The sequence below is a fragment of the Bacteroides timonensis genome, assembly GCF_000513195.1.
GTDB classification, from domain to species: domain Bacteria; phylum Bacteroidota; class Bacteroidia; order Bacteroidales; family Bacteroidaceae; genus Bacteroides; species Bacteroides timonensis.
Window position 1 is genome coordinate 1 of the sequence record NZ_CBVI010000072.1, and the last position, 15357, is coordinate 15357.

Genomic DNA, 15357 nt, shown 5'->3' on the forward strand with positions numbered 1-15357 from the left:
CAGCCTTGATTTTTTCTTTGGTATCTTTCTTTTGCATCAAGGCAAAAGAAAGTACATTAAATTATCATTTATCTAAAGAACGGATTTTCTGCCTTTTCAATACCGATAGTGGTCGGGGCGCCATGTCCGGGATAGACAATCGTTTCATTGGGCAGTATGAACAGGCGGCTGCAAATGTGCTCTTTCAGTTCGTCGAAATTACCACCGGTAAGGTCGGCACGTCCGATGCTGCCCTGGAAAAGTACGTCACCGGAGAACATACAATGGTCTGCGGCACAGTAGTAAACAAGGCTACCCGGTGAATGTCCCGGTACGTGGATAGCTTCCAACGTAGTGTTACCGAAGTTGATGATATCTCCGTCATGAAGATAGTGTCCTATCGGTGCGGGCAGTTCGTTCCAATGAAAACCGAACATGCGGCTTTGTTTCGGAGCTTCGTCAATCCAGAATTCATCGGCTTTGTTGGCTTCCACCGGCAGACCGAATTCTTTGACCATGAAAGCATTTCCAAAGATATGGTCCAGATGCAGGTGCGTATTAAGGAGGTGCTTTACGTTCAGACCATTTTTGTGAATGAAGTTCTTCAACGCTTGTTTTTCCTCCTCATAGTAGCAACCGGGATCTATCACGGCAGCTTCAAGAGTGTCGTCCCACAGAACATAACAGTTTACAGGGAACATATTAAACTCAAACCTTTTTATTTTCATGATAGGTATATGTTAGTCATTATTTCTGTGATTAAGTCGTCACGTAAACCACTTTCTTCGTTTCAAAGAATTCTTCTTCGAAATAGTCTTTCAGATCATACATCATGGCCTTATTCTTGAAAGGCATGGCTTCATTTGCCAGCTCACCACCTTTCAGGCAGATCAGTCCGTTGGGCATAGCATTGTGTTGCTCGGAAGCGATGTTTTTGCGGATGATTTTCAGCAAGTCGGCCAACGGCATCACGGCACGGCTTACAACGAAATCGAAAAGTTGCTTTTCCTCCTCAGCACGTGCATGGCGGAAAGTCACGTTTTTCAGTCCGATGCTGTTGGCTACTTCCGTTGCTACACGTACTTTCTTCCCGATGCTGTCAACAAGATGGAACTTCACCTCAGGGAATAAGATGGCAAGGGGAATACCTGGAAAACCACCGCCTGTTCCAAGGTCCATGATGCGGGTGCCGGGAGTAAAGCGAATCACTTTAGCTATACCCAATGAATGGAGTACGTGGTGTTCGTACAGGTTTTCAATGTCTTTACGTGATATGACGTTTATTTTTGCATTCCAGTCCGTATAGAGATCATAGAGGGACGCAAATTGCTGCTTCTGCGCCTCTGTGAGGTCTGGGAAGTACTTTAGAATGATTTCCATATGAATAATTTATGATTTATGAATTCTCGTTTCTTATTTCGTTCAATACCATAGTATCATCACTCAGCAGATGCGACATGATCTCATAAGGCAAGGTAATTTCTACCGGGCCCATCACATAAGGAGCAATTTCATAAATGTTATAATAGAAGGTGATACCTTTGGGACTTAGGTAGAAGTTTTCAGTCGGTTCCAGGTCTCCTGTACTTGTATAGCCCATATCCTCCACTTCCTGGCGTGTAGTAACTTTATTGTCTGCCATGAGCTGGTTCCATAATAAATCGGTGAGAGCTTCCTGATATTCTCCTACAAAAATATCATCCAGACGTATCGGGCTCAAGGTGCGCAGGTCCATATTCAGGAAAGTAGACATATAAATACCATGTGCGCCTCCGGTATATTCATTGTAGTTGATGCGGTAAACCAGCAGATGTTTTTTATAATACTGCACGTGGCTTTCAATACCTTTATAATAAGAATACCAAGCTAATATTGAAGCTGAGTCTTCTTTTTCAGCTTCATCTTTGGCATACATCGGTTCTAAATCTTTCAGGTAATCCTTGATATAGGTTTCCTTGTAAAGCTTTACCGCCTCTTCAGGTTTCAGAGTCATGTATTTATCTCCGAAACAGTCTGAAAGGAAATAGGTGTTCAGACTGTCTTTCAGCTTTTCGTCGGACGACTTATTAGCGTATGCAAAGTTGATGATGATGTTGCAGCCGGGCTTCGCAGTGTCTCCGAAGAGGTGGGTTACCTCATTTATCTGTATACTGTCAAACTCCAGCGCACCCGCGCTTTTGTTCACAGTGTTACCGCAAGAAAATAAAAAGCCACTTGCCGCAAGTAGAATGACAAGTAGGCTGACATATTGCTTTTTCATTTGGACTTTCTTCGTTAAATTCAACATTTCGATATCAGTTCGTTATCGACAAATATAGAACATATTAACGAATAGAACATATAAAAAATGAAAAAAGATAGGTATGAATGCTTTTATCTGGCTATCTTTGCACCGGATATGAAGAGACTTCGTTACATATTGGCAGTTTTATTGTCCCTGACGGTTGTTTCTGCAGGGGCAGGAGTTTCTATAGTCCATTATTGTTGTGCCCGCTGCGAGACAGCGCAAGCATGTTGCACCAATGGCTGTGCTAAATGCCATAAATCTCATAAAACTTCTCATAAACCGGAAAAATCTTGCAAAGACGAAGGCTGTACGGCTACTTTTTATAAAGTGGATTTGGTGAAATATTCATGTGAAAGTCCTGTTATAACCGTACCTGTCATTCAACTTTTCTGCGAAGTATTGCCGGATTTCCAATACTCCTTGCCTACGAGGGAATTGAAAGAGGTGTCGTATGCCGTACCTCCGCATCCTGATAGTTCGAGGCAGTATCTGGTCTTATATTCTGTTCTCATTATTTAAAATCAATTGGTGTGCAGGAGAAGTGTTTTCCTTCCTGCCCGGTTCTATCCAAAGCTATATCTGAACTGTGTCTGGTCCGTAGTTTGTCCGTATCTAAGAGTACGGAGATAATACGGAGGTGATACGGAGATGGTATGGAGATAGTACGGAGGCAATACGGAGATAGTACGGAGATAGTACGGACGAAATGGAGGATTCTTTGCACGTTCTCTTTTAAAAAATTGATAGCTGGATAGTCTTGCAACCTTGTTGCACGAAATATATCCTATTTTTGTACCCTTAATAAATGAATTCAGATATATGAAATATATATTCTTATTAATTTCACTTTTTACTTTTAATTTTTTGCAGGCGCAAGTAACAGGTGTCGTAAAAGATGCTGCCGGAGAACCTATTCCGGGAGCGAATGTGTTTTGGATGAATACAACCAATGGAGTAACTACCAATGAAGACGGTAATTTTTCCATTCATAAGCCTGCTCGTAGCCACATGCTTGTGGTTAGTTTTATTGGTTTTGAGAATGACACGATACATGTAGACAAAGGAAACCAACAACTTGATATTGTTCTCCGTGAAGGAGTGGAACTGAGTGAAGTAAATGTAGTGACCCGCAAACTGGGAACTATGAAACTGCGTACCAGTGTGATGAATGAAGATATGATCAGTAGTGCCGAACTGACACGTGCGGCTTGCTGTAATCTGGGAGAGAGCTTTGTGACGAATCCTTCCGTGGATGTCAGTTACTCGGATGCAGCTACGGGAGCCAAACAAATTAAACTGTTAGGACTTTCCGGTACGTATGTGCAGATGATGACTGAAAATATTCCCAATTTCCGGGGGGCTGCCGCTCCTTATGGTTTAGGATACGTACCTGGGCCGTGGATGCAGAGTATACAGGTCAGCAAAGGAAGTTCGTCCGTGAAGAATGGATATGAGTCCATAACCGGACAGATCAATGTAGAATTCAAGAAGCCTCAATTGCCGGAAGCGGATTGGGTGTCGGCAAATCTTTTTGCCAGTAGTACGAACCGCTATGAAGCCAATGCGGATGCTACGGTAAAGTTGTCGAAGCGATGGAGTACTTCTTTGTTGGCGCATTATGAGAATGAGACGAAATCTCATGACTCTAATGATGATGGTTTTGTAGATATACCTCGTGTAGAGCAATATAATGTCTGGAATCGATGGGCATATATGGGTGACCACTATGTATTTCAGGCAGGTATAAAGGCGTTGCATGAGACTCGTAACAGCGGTCAGATTGCACATGGAAACACTCCTTCGCATGACCTGTATGAAATAGGTATCAAAACAAATCGTTACGAAGCGTTCACGAAAAATGCTTATATCTTCGACAAAGAGAAGAATACGAATCTTGCTTTGATTTTACAGGGAACGTTGCATAATCAGGATGCCAATTACGGGCGTAAACTGTATGATGTGGATCAGAGTAATTTTTATGCTTCGCTGCTGTTTGAAACAGAACTCAGTAAACAGCATAGCCTGTCTGCCGGATTAAGTTTCAACTATGATGGCTATGATCAGAACTATCGGCTGACGAATCAGGCAGAAGAGGGGCTGACGAAGAAATTTGTGAAGGAGTCTGTTCCGGGAGCTTATGTCCAATATACATTCAATCTGAACGATCAGTTGATGCTGATGGGAGGTATTCGGGGAGATTACAGTAGTGAGTACGGCTTCTTTGTGACGCCGCGTGCCCACGTCAAATATAATCCGAATGAATATCTGCACTTCCGTTTGTCTGCCGGCAAGGGATATCGTACGAATCATGTATTGGCGGAGAATAACTATTTTCTGGCAAGTAGCCGCAAGATGAAGATTGCTTCTCATCTGGACCAGGAGGAAGCGTGGAATTACGGTGCGAGTGTTTCGACTTATATTCCCCTTTTCGGTAAGACACTGAATGTGAATGCAGAATATTACTATACGGATTTTCTGAAACAGGTAGTAGTGGATATGGACAGCAATCCGCATGAAGTGGCTTTTTACAATCTGGATGGGCGTTCTTATTCGCACGTGTTCCAGGTAGAAGCCAATTATCCGTTGTTCAAAGGCTTCACTTTGACTGCGGCTTACCGTTTGACGGACGCGAAAACTACCTATAATGGTAAGTTAATGGAGAAGCCACTTACTGGTAAATATAAAGGCTTGTTGACTGCTTCTTATCAGACTCCTCTGGGCTTGTGGCAATTCGATGCTACCTTGCAGTTGAATGGTGGTGGAAGGATGCCCGATCCTTATGAACTGTCTGACGGAAGTCTTTCGTGGGAGCGTCGTTACGGTAGTTTCCAGCAACTCAGTGCGCAGGTGACGCGCTATTTCCGTCGCTGGTCTGTTTATATCGGTGGTGAGAACCTGACGAACTTTAAGCAGAAGAATCCGATAATCGATGCTTCTAACCCATGGGGAGAGAATTTCGATGCTACCATGGTGTGGGGACCGATGCACGGGGCGAAAGCGTATGTCGGGCTGAGATTCAACTTGGCAAGAAACTAGTCTAACTTAAAATGTTATTAACTAATAAATAAGGAGGTATTTATGAAAACAAAGAGAATGATGGCTGCCCTTGTAGTAGCTTTATTGAGTGTAACGGCGGTAATGGCAAAAGACATCCGTACTGCTGTCTTTAAAGTTTCACAGATGCATTGTGAGAATTGCGAAAAGAAAGTGAAGAGCAACATTAAATTTGAGAAAGGAGTAAAAGATTTCTCTACAGACTTGAAAACGAAAACAGTTTCTATCACATATGATGCTGAAAAGACAACTGTGGACAAACTGAAAGCCGGTTTCAAGAAGTTCAACTACGAAGCCGAATTCGTGAAGGAGACGAAGCGAGAGGATAAAAAATAGTCGAACAAACGACCTGTAGAGATTGTTGTTATAAAAGAGAGAATTGGGTAACGACGCCTGATTCTCTCTGAGTAGAGCACAAATTACGCGAATTACACGAATTCTTGTTTCGTGCTTGTAGCGAAATCTGTATTCGCGTAATTTGTGTTCTATTAGTTTTCTGAATAAGTAGATATTTAAAATTGTTTTGTACTATAAATGGGAATTTATCACGCTTTGCGCGATAAGTAACGAGCTACAAGCTACAAGTGACAAGTACCTTTCGGCGTGATAGCCGGGCGAATTATTATTCACCCACGAGTACAGCGCAGCAACTCGTTACTGGTAGCTCGTAGCTCGTAACTTAATTTAGCGGCGAAGCCGATAAATTATCATTTAATTATGATACAGTACTTATTTAAAAACAATATATATATATGGGTAATTTAAAAAAACAGACGTTTCCCGTGCTGAACATGCATTGTGCGGGATGCGCCAATAACGTAGAAAAGACAGTTCGCAAGTTGGTGGGCGTTGCAGATGCTTCGGTCAACTTTGCTTCCAATACACTGTCTGTCTCCTATGAGACGGACAAACTGACACCCGGAGAAATTCGTGCTGCCGTACTGGCTGCGGGCTATGACCTCATCATTGAGGAAGAGCATGTTGAAGAACGTCAGGAGGAAGAACAACAGAAACGCTATCGTCGCCTGAAAACGCGGGTGATAGGAGCGTGGATTTTTGCTGTTCCCCTGTTGTTGCTTTCCATGGTCTTCATGCATGTACCTTATTCTAACGAGATACAGATGGTGCTTGCTATTCCTGTATTGGTATTGTTCGGTACACCGTTCTATACCGGTGCCTGGAAACAAGCACGTCTGGGACGCAGCAATATGGATACACTGGTGGCACTAAGTACATCCATTGCTTTCCTGTTCAGCGTCTTTAATACTTTCTTCCCCGATTTCTGGTATAACCGTGGATTGGAGCCTCATGTCTATTACGAAGCTGCTGTGGTTATCATCGCCTTCGTTTTGACAGGTAAACTCATGGAAGAACGTGCGAAGGGAAATACTTCCACTGCTATCCGCAAACTGATGGGTTTGCAACCTAAGATAGCCCGTGTAGTACGCGATGGTAAAGAACTGGATGTACCTCTGGACCAATTGAACATCGATGATCTGGTGAGCGTCCGCCCCGGCGAGCAAATCCCTGTGGATGGTTTTCTGACTGAAGGTGACTCTTATGTAGATGAAAGCATGATAAGCGGTGAGCCTATTCCGGTAGAAAAGAAGATTGGCTCGCATGTGTTGGCCGGAACCATCAATCAGAAGGGATCGTTCATTATCCGTGCCGAGAAAGTAGGTGGAGAGACTGTGCTGGCGCGTATCATCCGTATGGTGCAGGAAGCGCAAGGCAGTAAGGCTCCCGTGCAGCGTATTGTAGATAAAGTGACAGGTATCTTTGTTCCTGTCGTACTGGGTTTGTCTGTCCTGACATTCTTTATCTGGATGTTCTTTGGTGGTGTGGATATGCTTTCACATGCCATGCTGTCGGCGGTTTCCGTATTGGTGATTGCTTGCCCTTGTGCATTGGGATTGGCTACTCCTACGGCCTTGATGGTAGGTATCGGTAAGGCTGCCGATCATCATATTCTGATAAAAGATGCTGTGGCACTGGAACAGATGCGAAAGGTAAATGTTGTGGTATTGGATAAGACCGGTACATTGACTGAAGGACATCCTACCGTTACCGGTTGGTTATGGGCACAGCCGCAGGAAGAACATTATAAAGATATTCTTCTGGCTGCCGAGCTTAAATCGGAGCATCCGCTGGCTGGTGCTATTGTCACTGCCTTGCAAGAACAAGAGAACATTGTTCCTGCAACTCTGGATGGTTTTGAAAGTATTACCGGTAAGGGTATTAAAGTGACTTATCAGGGTGCTGAGTATTGGGCAGGCAGCCACAAGTTGTTGAAAGATTACCATGCCACCCTGACTGATGTTTTGGGAGAAATGCTGGCTCAATACGAGTCGGACGGTTGTAGCATCGTTTACTTTGGCCGTAAGGATGAATTGCTTGCGATTGTTGCTATCAAAGATCAGATAAAGGCGACTTCCGCTGAGGCTGTTCGCGAACTCCGTACCCAGGGTATTGAAGTTTATATGCTGACGGGAGACGGTGAACGTACTGCTTCCGCTGTTGCCGCTCGACTGGGCAATATCCAGTATATTGCCGATGCTTTGCCGGATGATAAGGAAGAGTTTGTACGCCAGCTTCAACTTCAGAGAAAGACGGTAGCTATGGTGGGTGATGGTATCAATGATTCACAGGCTTTGGCTTGTGCCGATGTCAGCATTGCCATGGGTAAAGGAACGGACATTGCCATGGATGTGGCAATGGTCACTCTTATGACTTCGGATTTGTTGCTGTTGCCGAAAGCATTCAATCTTTCCCGGCAGACGGTGCGCTTGATTCATCAGAATCTGTTCTGGGCATTCATTTACAACCTGATAGGTATTCCTATTGCTGCCGGATTACTTTATCCAATCAATGGATTATTGCTGAATCCCATGTTGGCAAGTGCCGCTATGGCATTTTCCAGTGTATCGGTAGTCTTGAACAGCCTTCGCCTGAGATACTAACTATTTCTATATTCCAACGGACTCATCCCCATGTGCCTCTTAAAGTACTTTCCGAAGAAAGAGGCACTGGGGAAGTTCAGTGAATAGGCTATTTCCTGAATAGTCATATCTGTGGATTTCAGCCGTGCTTTGACGTCTGTAATCACCACATGCGAAATAATTTCGAGTACATTCCTTCCTGTTACTTGCTTTACGGTAGTGCTGAGATGCTGCAATGAAATGCCCAGCTTGTCGGCATAGAATTGAGCGCGTCTCTCAGTCATATAATTTTCAATAACCAGTTGTACGAATTTCTGGCAGATTTCCTCTTTGCGGCTTTTGGCAAGAATGCTTTGCGGGCGATTGGCATAAAGAGCGTTGATTCCAAGCAAAATGCTGTGGAGTACGCTTTGTGCCATTGCAGTACTGGTAGTGGTAGGATGAGAAATTGATATGCGTGTCAGCAGTGCGAAGTAATCTACGAAATAGGATGCTATTAAATCGCTGACATTTACAATCGGATTATCCCATATTTTGGAGAAAGATCCCATCGTAGCCTGCAATAGATTAATACCGTTGACACAGTGACTGGAGAAACCTACGAAGCAAAGCCGTACTTTTTCTACTTGCTCATTGAGCTGTAAGATAGTTCCCGGCATCAGAATGATCAGATCATTCTTTTTTATTTTATGTTCCATCAGATTGATGGATGCTGTAATGGTCCCTTCAGTGCATAATGCAAAAATACATGCCTTCAGACGGCATGACTGGCGATAGAGATTCAGAATATCTTCTGTAACATCTCTCCATGCCAGCATTTCAACCGGCAAATCTACTTGTGGGAAGTTATGTTTCATCTTTTTTCATTTTGCTGTCGGCAAATATACGATTTTATCCCTAAAGTCTTAACTTTGTCGGCATGAAACTGAATGTAACAGACTGGAATATTATTCCGTATGCCGATGCATGGATTCGGCAAACGGAGTGGTTTGATGCTCTTGTCCGTGCCAAGCAGGCAGGGGAGGGGTATGAGAATCATATAATTTTGTGCGAGCATCCGCATGTCTATACCTTGGGACGCAGCGGAAAAGAAGGAAATATGTTGCTGGGTGAAGAACAGCTTCAGAAGATAGGGGCTACGCTTTATCACATCGACCGGGGTGGAGATATTACCTATCACGGACCGGGACAGTTGGTTTGCTATCCTATTCTGAATCTCGAAGAGTTTTCTCTGGGGCTGAAAGAATACGTGCACCTGCTGGAAGAAGCCGTCATCCGTGTATGTGCCTCTTATGGCATTGCTGCCGGGAGGTTGGAGAAAGCCACGGGTGTGTGGCTGGAAGGTGATACGCCGCGTGCCCGTAAGATTTGTGCCATCGGTGTGCGCAGCAGCCATTATGTTACTATGCACGGACTGGCGCTGAATGTGAACACGGATTTGCGCTATTTTAGTTATATCAATCCCTGCGGATTTATAGATAAGGACGTCACTTCGCTGCAACAGGAGTTGAAGAGGGAAGTGACGATGGAGGAAGTAAAGGAAAGGCTTGCGCAGGAGCTTATTCGGTTGCTGACTGAGCGGGTGTGATTAAAATGGGAATTTATCGCGCTTTGCGCGATAAGTAACGAGCTACAAGCTACAAGTGACAAGTACCTTTCGGCGTGATAGCCGGGCGAATTATTATTCACCCACGAGTACAGCGCAGCAACTCGTTACTGGTAGCTCGTAGCTCGTAACTTAATTTAGCGGCGAAGCCGCTAAATTATCATTTCTGTATATGGAATGAAATGAATACAGAAAACTTTCGTAACTTTGTAGTCGTCACCAAAAGCTGAAATGAATATGAATCATCAAACAAGTATGACAATCCCTTACGCGGTAGCCGATTTTGCTGATTTACGCGGCCGCGGTTTTTATTATGTAGATAAGACAGAATATATTCCACGTCTGGAGTTCTATAATGCCCCCGTTTTTCTGCGTCCCCGCCGCTTCGGCAAGAGTCTGTTGATATCTACCCTGGCTCACTATTATGATCGCACTTTGGCCGGTCGCTTCGATGAACTTTTTGGCGGAACATATATAGGCAGCAACCCTACGCCGGAGCATAACCAGTACATGGTGGTTCGTTACGATTTCTCGAAGATGGTGATGGCGGATAGCATGGAAGGGCTGGAAGCCAATTTTAATATTCTGAACCGTATACCCGCCGAAATTATGGTAACACATAACCGCGACCTTTTCGGTGACTTTCAGTTCTCTTCTCGTGACAACGCTGCACAGATGCTGGAAGAAGCCCTGGGATATGCCCGCGAACACGGATTGCCTAAAGTATATGTCCTGATAGATGAATATGACAACTTCACCAACCAGTTGCTGACTTCCTATAACGATCCGCTATACGAAAAAGTCACCACCAAAGATAGCTTCCTGCGTACCTTCTTCAAAGTAATCAAGGCCGGTATCGGCGAAGGTAGCATCCGTACCTGCTTCTGCACCGGAGTGCTGCCCGTGACGATGGACGACCTGACCAGCGGCTACAACATTGCCGAAATACTGACGTTGGAAAACGACTTTATCAATATGCTGGGCTTCACGTATGCTGAAACGGGTGTGTACCTGCGCTACGTGCTCGATAAGTACACCGGAAGTCAGGAACGTTATGATGAAATCTGGCAGCTCATAGTGAATAACTACGACGGTTACCGTTTCAGTCCCCGAGGAGAAAAGCTGTTCAATGCAACAATACTGACTTATTTCTTGAAGAAATTTGCTGTCAACAAGGGTGAAGTCCCCGAAGAACTGGTAGACGAGAACCTGCGTACCGATGTGGGTTGGCTGCGTCGGCTCACCCTCTCGCTGGAGAACTCAAAGGAAATGCTGGATGCCTTGTTAATGGACAACGGATTGGCGTACAACGTGGCCGACCTCTCCAGCAAGTTCAACAAGCAGAAGTTCTTCGATAAGAATTTCTACCCTGTCAGCCTCTTCTATCTGGGAATGACGACGCTACAGACTAACTTCCGCATGTCCCTTCCCAACCTGACCATGCGCAGCATCTATATGGACTACTACAACGTAATAAATCGTATAGACGGCGGTGCCAACCGATACGTGCCTACTTACGAGCGCTTTGTTGAAGACCGCGTACTGGAACCTCTTGTGCAGAACTATTTCGAGCAATACCTCGGCCAGTTCCCCGCGCAGGTATTCGATAAGATAAATGAAAACTTCATCCGCTGTTCTTTTTTCGAACTGGTGTCGCGCTACCTGAGTAGTTGTTATACTTTCGCCATCGAGCAAAATAACTCCGAAGGACGTGCCGACTTTGAAATGACCGGCATACCGGGCACCGACTATTATACGGACGACCGCTTGGTAGAATTCAAATACTACAAGGCAAAGGATGCCGAGAAAATGCTGGCGCTGGATGCTCCCCTGAACGAACACGTAGAGCAAGTGCACCGCTATGCCGAAGATACGCTGAGGCATTTTCCGAACTACCACGTGCGTACCTATGTGGTTTACATTTGTGCCAATCGCGGTTGGAAATGCTGGGAGGTGTGACCCAAATTCTATTTCTGTTCTTGCTCCTGTTCCTTCTTATACTCGCTCGGTGTCATACCGAACACTTCACGGAAAACCGTATAGAACGTATTCTTAACTATTGAATCCTGAATCAAAAGCAATAGATTCGATGGAGTAGTGGGGATATGTTTTCATCAGATACACCGCATGCTCTATGCGCAGATGGTTGAGGTATGTGTTTGGCGTAAAACCGGTGTGTTCCTTAATAATTTCCGTTAATCGGTTTCTGTTTAAATTTGTCAGCTCTAGCAGGTTGTCTCGCCCGTAGTCAGGATTCAGGTAAGCCTTTTCGCTCAACAGACTGTTCTCCATCTTCTGGAAAATGTGCCTGTTGCGCAGTTCGGCGGCTGTTGGCTCGTTTTCTTCTGCCTCATCAGTCTCATCAGCTTCATCTGTTTTCTTCTTTTCCAGCTCTTCCTGCCATAGTTGGCGCAGTTGTTTGCGCTGTGCCAGTAACTCGTCAATCTGCCTTGCAGCTACGTGATTCTTCTCACGAATTTTACGCAAATGCCTGTAGTTTATCAACAAGAAGGAGAGGGATAGCATCAGGATGAGGCTGACGCTGTACGTCAATATGCGGTATGAGTTCAGTTGGTAGCCTTGTTGTGCAATGAGGACTTTTTTCTCCTGTGTGTCAAAAATGGCGGCAAATTCCTGTGCGCGGCTTTCCTTTTCGCGGCTGTAGATGCTGTCTGTCAGCACGGTGATGCGTTGTTGGTAGGCATCAGAGAGGGTATGTCGTTGTAGCCCGCGATAGGATTGGGCGAATCGGTTCAGCATTATCAGATAAGCATAATTGATGGTATCCTGCCCTTGGAAGAATTTCTGTATATTCTGGTTGATTTGTATTGCTTCGCGATAGCGTCCTTCATTTATCAGGTAAGGAAGACTTTCGCTTTGTCCCCAGGCAGAATGTGCATAGTTGGTAGATAGATAGTTGCGGTAGGCTTCTTCGGCTTTTGCAGGTTGGTGAGCCAACTGGTAGATGTAAGCCATTTTAGAGTAGAGGTATGCATATTGCCGGTCGATGTATCCGGGTGGGGGGCCGGACAGTTGGCTCATGCGGTGGATAATCCCGGCGCGTTGCAGGCCGGCTTCAATGGCCTCTTGTAAACGGTTATTGTCGGTAAGGGTAGTCATGAGATCGCCGTAGGCTTCGGATATTCGCACCAATTCGCGCAGGTTTTCCGTATGCTGCAAGCGGTTGATGGCTTGTTTCATGTAGTTGATGCCTTCATTTGGGCGGTGCATGCCGATGTACATTCGTCCGATGGTGGAAAGGAGTTGGCTTTCGACGATCGATTGCCCTAGTTGGCGGGCAAGTATCAATGTCTCGTTGGCTGTACGGATGCCTTCTTCGTACATATTGCGTTGTTCCAATGTTATGGTCAGTTGGCTCAGGGCGCGGAGTTTACGTTTGGGTACCAATTGCACGGAGTCGCTGGCCAGTGCCCGACGTATGTAGTGTTCACACAGGGTGTACATGGATTTGCTTCCATATGTCATGCTGCGCAGCAGGTCTATGCGGAATAGCTCCATGCCTGGCGTGTGGCGTCGTTCGGCTTCGTCCAGCAGTAGCAGGGCGCTGTCGGGGGCGGTGAGGTGCAGATGGGTGATGTGTTTTTCGGTGAGGAGGCTGTCGGGGATGTCTTCGGCAGTGTGTTGGGGACTTTCGGCCTTCAGGGGGAGGCCCATTAGCAACAGGAATAAAATAATAATAGTGTTCTTGTACATATTTGCATGTTTTGAGTTACCTTTGATTGTGTTAACTTAAAAGAGATACAAATATAAAACAATAATAAAGAGAAAGTAAGAATAATAAGTGATTTTTTATGAAGTGGCAAAGATGAATGGGAATTTTCCGGATGAACAAAAAGCGAAGATAGGCTGCACCTCAGCAGAACAAAATGAACTCGTTCATTTTGTTCTGCATTCGGTTTGCGCTATCTTTGCAAAAAAACATTAGTAATCATGATGATAGAGAACTTTAAAGAACGCTACCTGAACCCGCAGACCGATTTCGGATTTAAGCTCCTTTTCGGCACGGAACTGAACAAGGATCTCCTGATGGGCTTCTTGAACGCGTTGTTTCAGGGGCAACAAGTGATAGAGAATGTCACTTACCTGAACGGAGAGCATCTGGGAGATGATAATGGCAGCTGTCGCGCCATCTTCGATGTGTTTTGCGAGAACGATAAAGGCGAGAAATTTATCGTAGAGATGCAGAACGTCTTCCAGCAATTCTTCAAAGACCGTAGCGTCTACTACTCCACCTTTCCTATTCGTGAACAGGCCGTCCGTGGCGACTGGGACTTCCGCCTGAAAGCTGTCTATACCATCGGTATCCTGAACTTTGTGTTCGATGAAGACCGTGACTCCGAGAATTACTACCATCACGAAGTGAAGCTGATGGACGTGGAACGCAAGACGGTGTTTTTCGACAAGCTGACGTTTATTTATCTGGAACTCCCCAAGTTCAAGAAAACGGAAGACGAACTGGAGACTCCGTTTGAAAAGTGGATGTATGTGCTCCGCAACCTTTCCCGTCTGCTCAAGCGTCCGGCGGCACTGCAGGAGCGTGTTTTTACCCGCCTTTTCGAAGCTGCCGAGATAGGACGTTTTACGCCGGAACAGTTGAGGGATTATGAGACGAGCGTCAAGTCGTACCGGGATATTGTGAATGCCGTGAACACGGCACGCATGGAAGGGCGTGAAGAAGGAATTGAGGTAGGAATTGAGAAAGGTCGTGTTGAAGGAATTGCAGAAGAGAAAAGAAAAAACGCCCGAAACATGAAATCGCTGGATATCTCCCCTGAAGTCATTTCGCAAATTACCGGACTCTCCGTTGAAGAGATAAACCAATTCTGACCGGGGGCGTTTAATCTTCTTTTTACAGAAGCCCTGCAAGCCGCGCGAATCATGTTTCCGCAGCTTGCAGGGCTTTTCTTTTTTTCCGAGCCCGTCGCTCGTTTACCACCGAGCCCGTCGCTCGCTTACTACCGAGCCCGTTGCTCTTATCCTAACGGATTTTCGTCTAAGCCACCGCCGTTTTCGCCGCCTCCGGGAGTTTCGCTTACTTCGCCCACTACGAAGTAGTCCGCCATTGTCACTGTGCGGGGCTCTTTCAGTACATCCTTTCCGTTGCCGCTAAGCTGTGTGCACAGCTTCACACTCCACACCGAGCCTTCCGCTGCCCCTGCCGGCATCACGAAACCTACCTGCGTAGGCGTGTTGGGATACAGCTTCTTCAGCGGGAAGAAGTAGGTTTCGGCGGTGTTGCCGTCCTGGCGCGTCAGCGTCACGCCTATTTCTGCGCCCGTGCCGCCCACTTTGAGGTTCTTGCCCTTGATGATGCATGCTTCGCCTGCGCCCACGGGTGTGCCTTCTCCGCGTGTGGCGGCATCGGGGCTTTGCGCGTCCTGTGCGCTGACCACGGCGTAGAGCTGCGGCCCGCTGGCGGACTTCTGAATCTCCACATCCAGTTCCGCTTCATTCAGTGCCTGGCGCATTTC

At 45.8% G+C, this 15357-nt stretch carries 13 protein-coding genes; 7 read left to right on the top strand and 6 right to left on the bottom strand.

The window, feature by feature from the left end; all coding sequences use genetic code 11:
- Positions 1–68 precede the first annotated feature (68 nt).
- The 3 genes from BN161_RS13510 to BN161_RS13520 are packed head-to-tail and all read right to left on the bottom strand — an operon-like array spanning position 69 to position 2239.
- Positions 69–707, bottom strand: a complete 639-nt coding sequence (locus BN161_RS13510; protein ID WP_025833002.1) for an MBL fold metallo-hydrolase — start codon at positions 705–707, stop codon at positions 69–71.
- Positions 708–738: 31 nt separating this feature from the next.
- Complete coding sequence (gene rsmG / locus BN161_RS13515) at positions 739–1359, bottom strand: 16S rRNA (guanine(527)-N(7))-methyltransferase RsmG (protein ID WP_044267071.1); 621 nt, start codon at positions 1357–1359, stop codon at positions 739–741.
- Positions 1360–1375: 16 nt separating this feature from the next.
- Positions 1376–2239 carry a DUF3298 and DUF4163 domain-containing protein gene (locus BN161_RS13520; RefSeq protein ID WP_044267073.1) on the bottom strand — a complete coding sequence of 288 codons (864 nt, stop codon included), beginning with the start codon at positions 2237–2239 and terminating at the stop codon, positions 1376–1378.
- Between the two features lie 87 nt (positions 2240–2326).
- Between BN161_RS13520 and BN161_RS13525 the strand changes: the two genes are divergently transcribed.
- The 4 genes from BN161_RS13525 to BN161_RS13540 all read left to right on the top strand — a co-directional run bounded on the left by BN161_RS13525 (position 2327) and on the right by BN161_RS13540 (position 8280).
- Positions 2327–2785 carry a hypothetical protein gene (locus BN161_RS13525; RefSeq protein ID WP_044267076.1) on the top strand — a complete coding sequence of 153 codons (459 nt, stop codon included), beginning with the start codon at positions 2327–2329 and terminating at the stop codon, positions 2783–2785.
- 300 nt (positions 2786–3085) lie between these two features.
- Positions 3086–5302: a TonB-dependent receptor gene (locus tag BN161_RS13530; RefSeq protein WP_044267087.1), complete on the top strand. Its 2217-nt coding sequence runs from the start codon at positions 3086–3088 to the stop codon at positions 5300–5302.
- 42 nt (positions 5303–5344) lie between these two features.
- Positions 5345–5656 carry a heavy-metal-associated domain-containing protein gene (locus BN161_RS13535; protein ID WP_044267078.1) on the top strand — a complete coding sequence of 104 codons (312 nt, stop codon included), beginning with the start codon at positions 5345–5347 and terminating at the stop codon, positions 5654–5656.
- A gap of 416 nt (positions 5657–6072) precedes the next feature.
- Positions 6073–8280, top strand: a complete 2208-nt coding sequence (locus BN161_RS13540; protein WP_044267079.1) for a heavy metal translocating P-type ATPase — start codon at positions 6073–6075, stop codon at positions 8278–8280.
- On the opposite strand, the gene BN161_RS13545 is transcribed toward BN161_RS13540, so the two are convergent.
- On the bottom strand, positions 8277–9116 hold the full coding sequence (locus tag BN161_RS13545; protein WP_044267081.1) for a helix-turn-helix domain-containing protein: 840 nt from the start codon (positions 9114–9116) through the stop codon (positions 8277–8279). The genes BN161_RS13540 and BN161_RS13545 overlap by 4 nt on opposite strands.
- A gap of 62 nt (positions 9117–9178) precedes the next feature.
- Between BN161_RS13545 and lipB the strand changes: the two genes are divergently transcribed.
- Together lipB and BN161_RS13555 are read left to right on the top strand one after the other, a co-directional pair.
- Positions 9179–9847 (top strand): lipoyl(octanoyl) transferase LipB, encoded by a 669-nt coding sequence (lipB, locus tag BN161_RS13550; protein ID WP_044267083.1) that lies wholly within the window; start codon positions 9179–9181, stop codon positions 9845–9847.
- Positions 9848–10102: 255 nt separating this feature from the next.
- A complete protein-coding gene (locus tag BN161_RS13555) occupies positions 10103–11824 on the top strand; it encodes an ATP-binding protein (RefSeq protein ID WP_044267090.1) in 1722 nt (573 codons plus the stop codon).
- 93 nt (positions 11825–11917) lie between these two features.
- Here BN161_RS13555 and BN161_RS13560 read toward each other — a convergent pair whose 3' ends face one another.
- Positions 11918–13579 carry an AraC family transcriptional regulator gene (locus BN161_RS13560; protein ID WP_052356286.1) on the bottom strand — a complete coding sequence of 554 codons (1662 nt, stop codon included), beginning with the start codon at positions 13577–13579 and terminating at the stop codon, positions 11918–11920.
- A gap of 237 nt (positions 13580–13816) precedes the next feature.
- Between BN161_RS13560 and BN161_RS13565 the strand changes: the two genes are divergently transcribed.
- Complete coding sequence (locus tag BN161_RS13565) at positions 13817–14713, top strand: Rpn family recombination-promoting nuclease/putative transposase (protein ID WP_044267085.1); 897 nt, start codon at positions 13817–13819, stop codon at positions 14711–14713.
- Positions 14714–14859: 146 nt separating this feature from the next.
- Here the strand turns inward: BN161_RS13565 and BN161_RS13570 are convergent.
- The coding region (locus BN161_RS13570; RefSeq protein WP_044267091.1) for a DUF4469 domain-containing protein at positions 14860–15357 on the bottom strand (498 nt) is incomplete at its 5' end.

Excerpts from the sequence above, each read along its gene's own strand:
- BN161_RS13510 (WP_025833002.1), bottom strand. The coding sequence starts at position 707 with ATGAAAATAAAAAGGTTTGAGTTTAATATGTTCCCTGTAAACTGTTAT.
- rsmG (WP_044267071.1), bottom strand. The coding sequence starts at position 1,359 with ATGGAAATCATTCTAAAGTACTTCCCAGACCTCACAGAGGCGCAGAAG.
- BN161_RS13520 (WP_044267073.1), bottom strand. The coding sequence starts at position 2,239 with ATGAAAAAGCAATATGTCAGCCTACTTGTCATTCTACTTGCGGCAAGT.
- BN161_RS13525 (WP_044267076.1), top strand. The coding sequence starts at position 2,327 with ATGAAAAAAGATAGGTATGAATGCTTTTATCTGGCTATCTTTGCACCG.
- BN161_RS13530 (WP_044267087.1), top strand. The coding sequence starts at position 3,086 with ATGAAATATATATTCTTATTAATTTCACTTTTTACTTTTAATTTTTTG.
- BN161_RS13535 (WP_044267078.1), top strand. The coding sequence starts at position 5,345 with ATGAAAACAAAGAGAATGATGGCTGCCCTTGTAGTAGCTTTATTGAGT.
- BN161_RS13540 (WP_044267079.1), top strand. The coding sequence starts at position 6,073 with ATGGGTAATTTAAAAAAACAGACGTTTCCCGTGCTGAACATGCATTGT.
- BN161_RS13545 (WP_044267081.1), bottom strand. The coding sequence starts at position 9,116 with ATGAAACATAACTTCCCACAAGTAGATTTGCCGGTTGAAATGCTGGCA.
- lipB (WP_044267083.1), top strand. The coding sequence starts at position 9,179 with ATGAAACTGAATGTAACAGACTGGAATATTATTCCGTATGCCGATGCA.
- BN161_RS13555 (WP_044267090.1), top strand. The coding sequence starts at position 10,103 with ATGAATCATCAAACAAGTATGACAATCCCTTACGCGGTAGCCGATTTT.
- BN161_RS13560 (WP_052356286.1), bottom strand. The coding sequence starts at position 13,579 with ATGTACAAGAACACTATTATTATTTTATTCCTGTTGCTAATGGGCCTC.
- BN161_RS13565 (WP_044267085.1), top strand. The coding sequence starts at position 13,817 with ATGATGATAGAGAACTTTAAAGAACGCTACCTGAACCCGCAGACCGAT.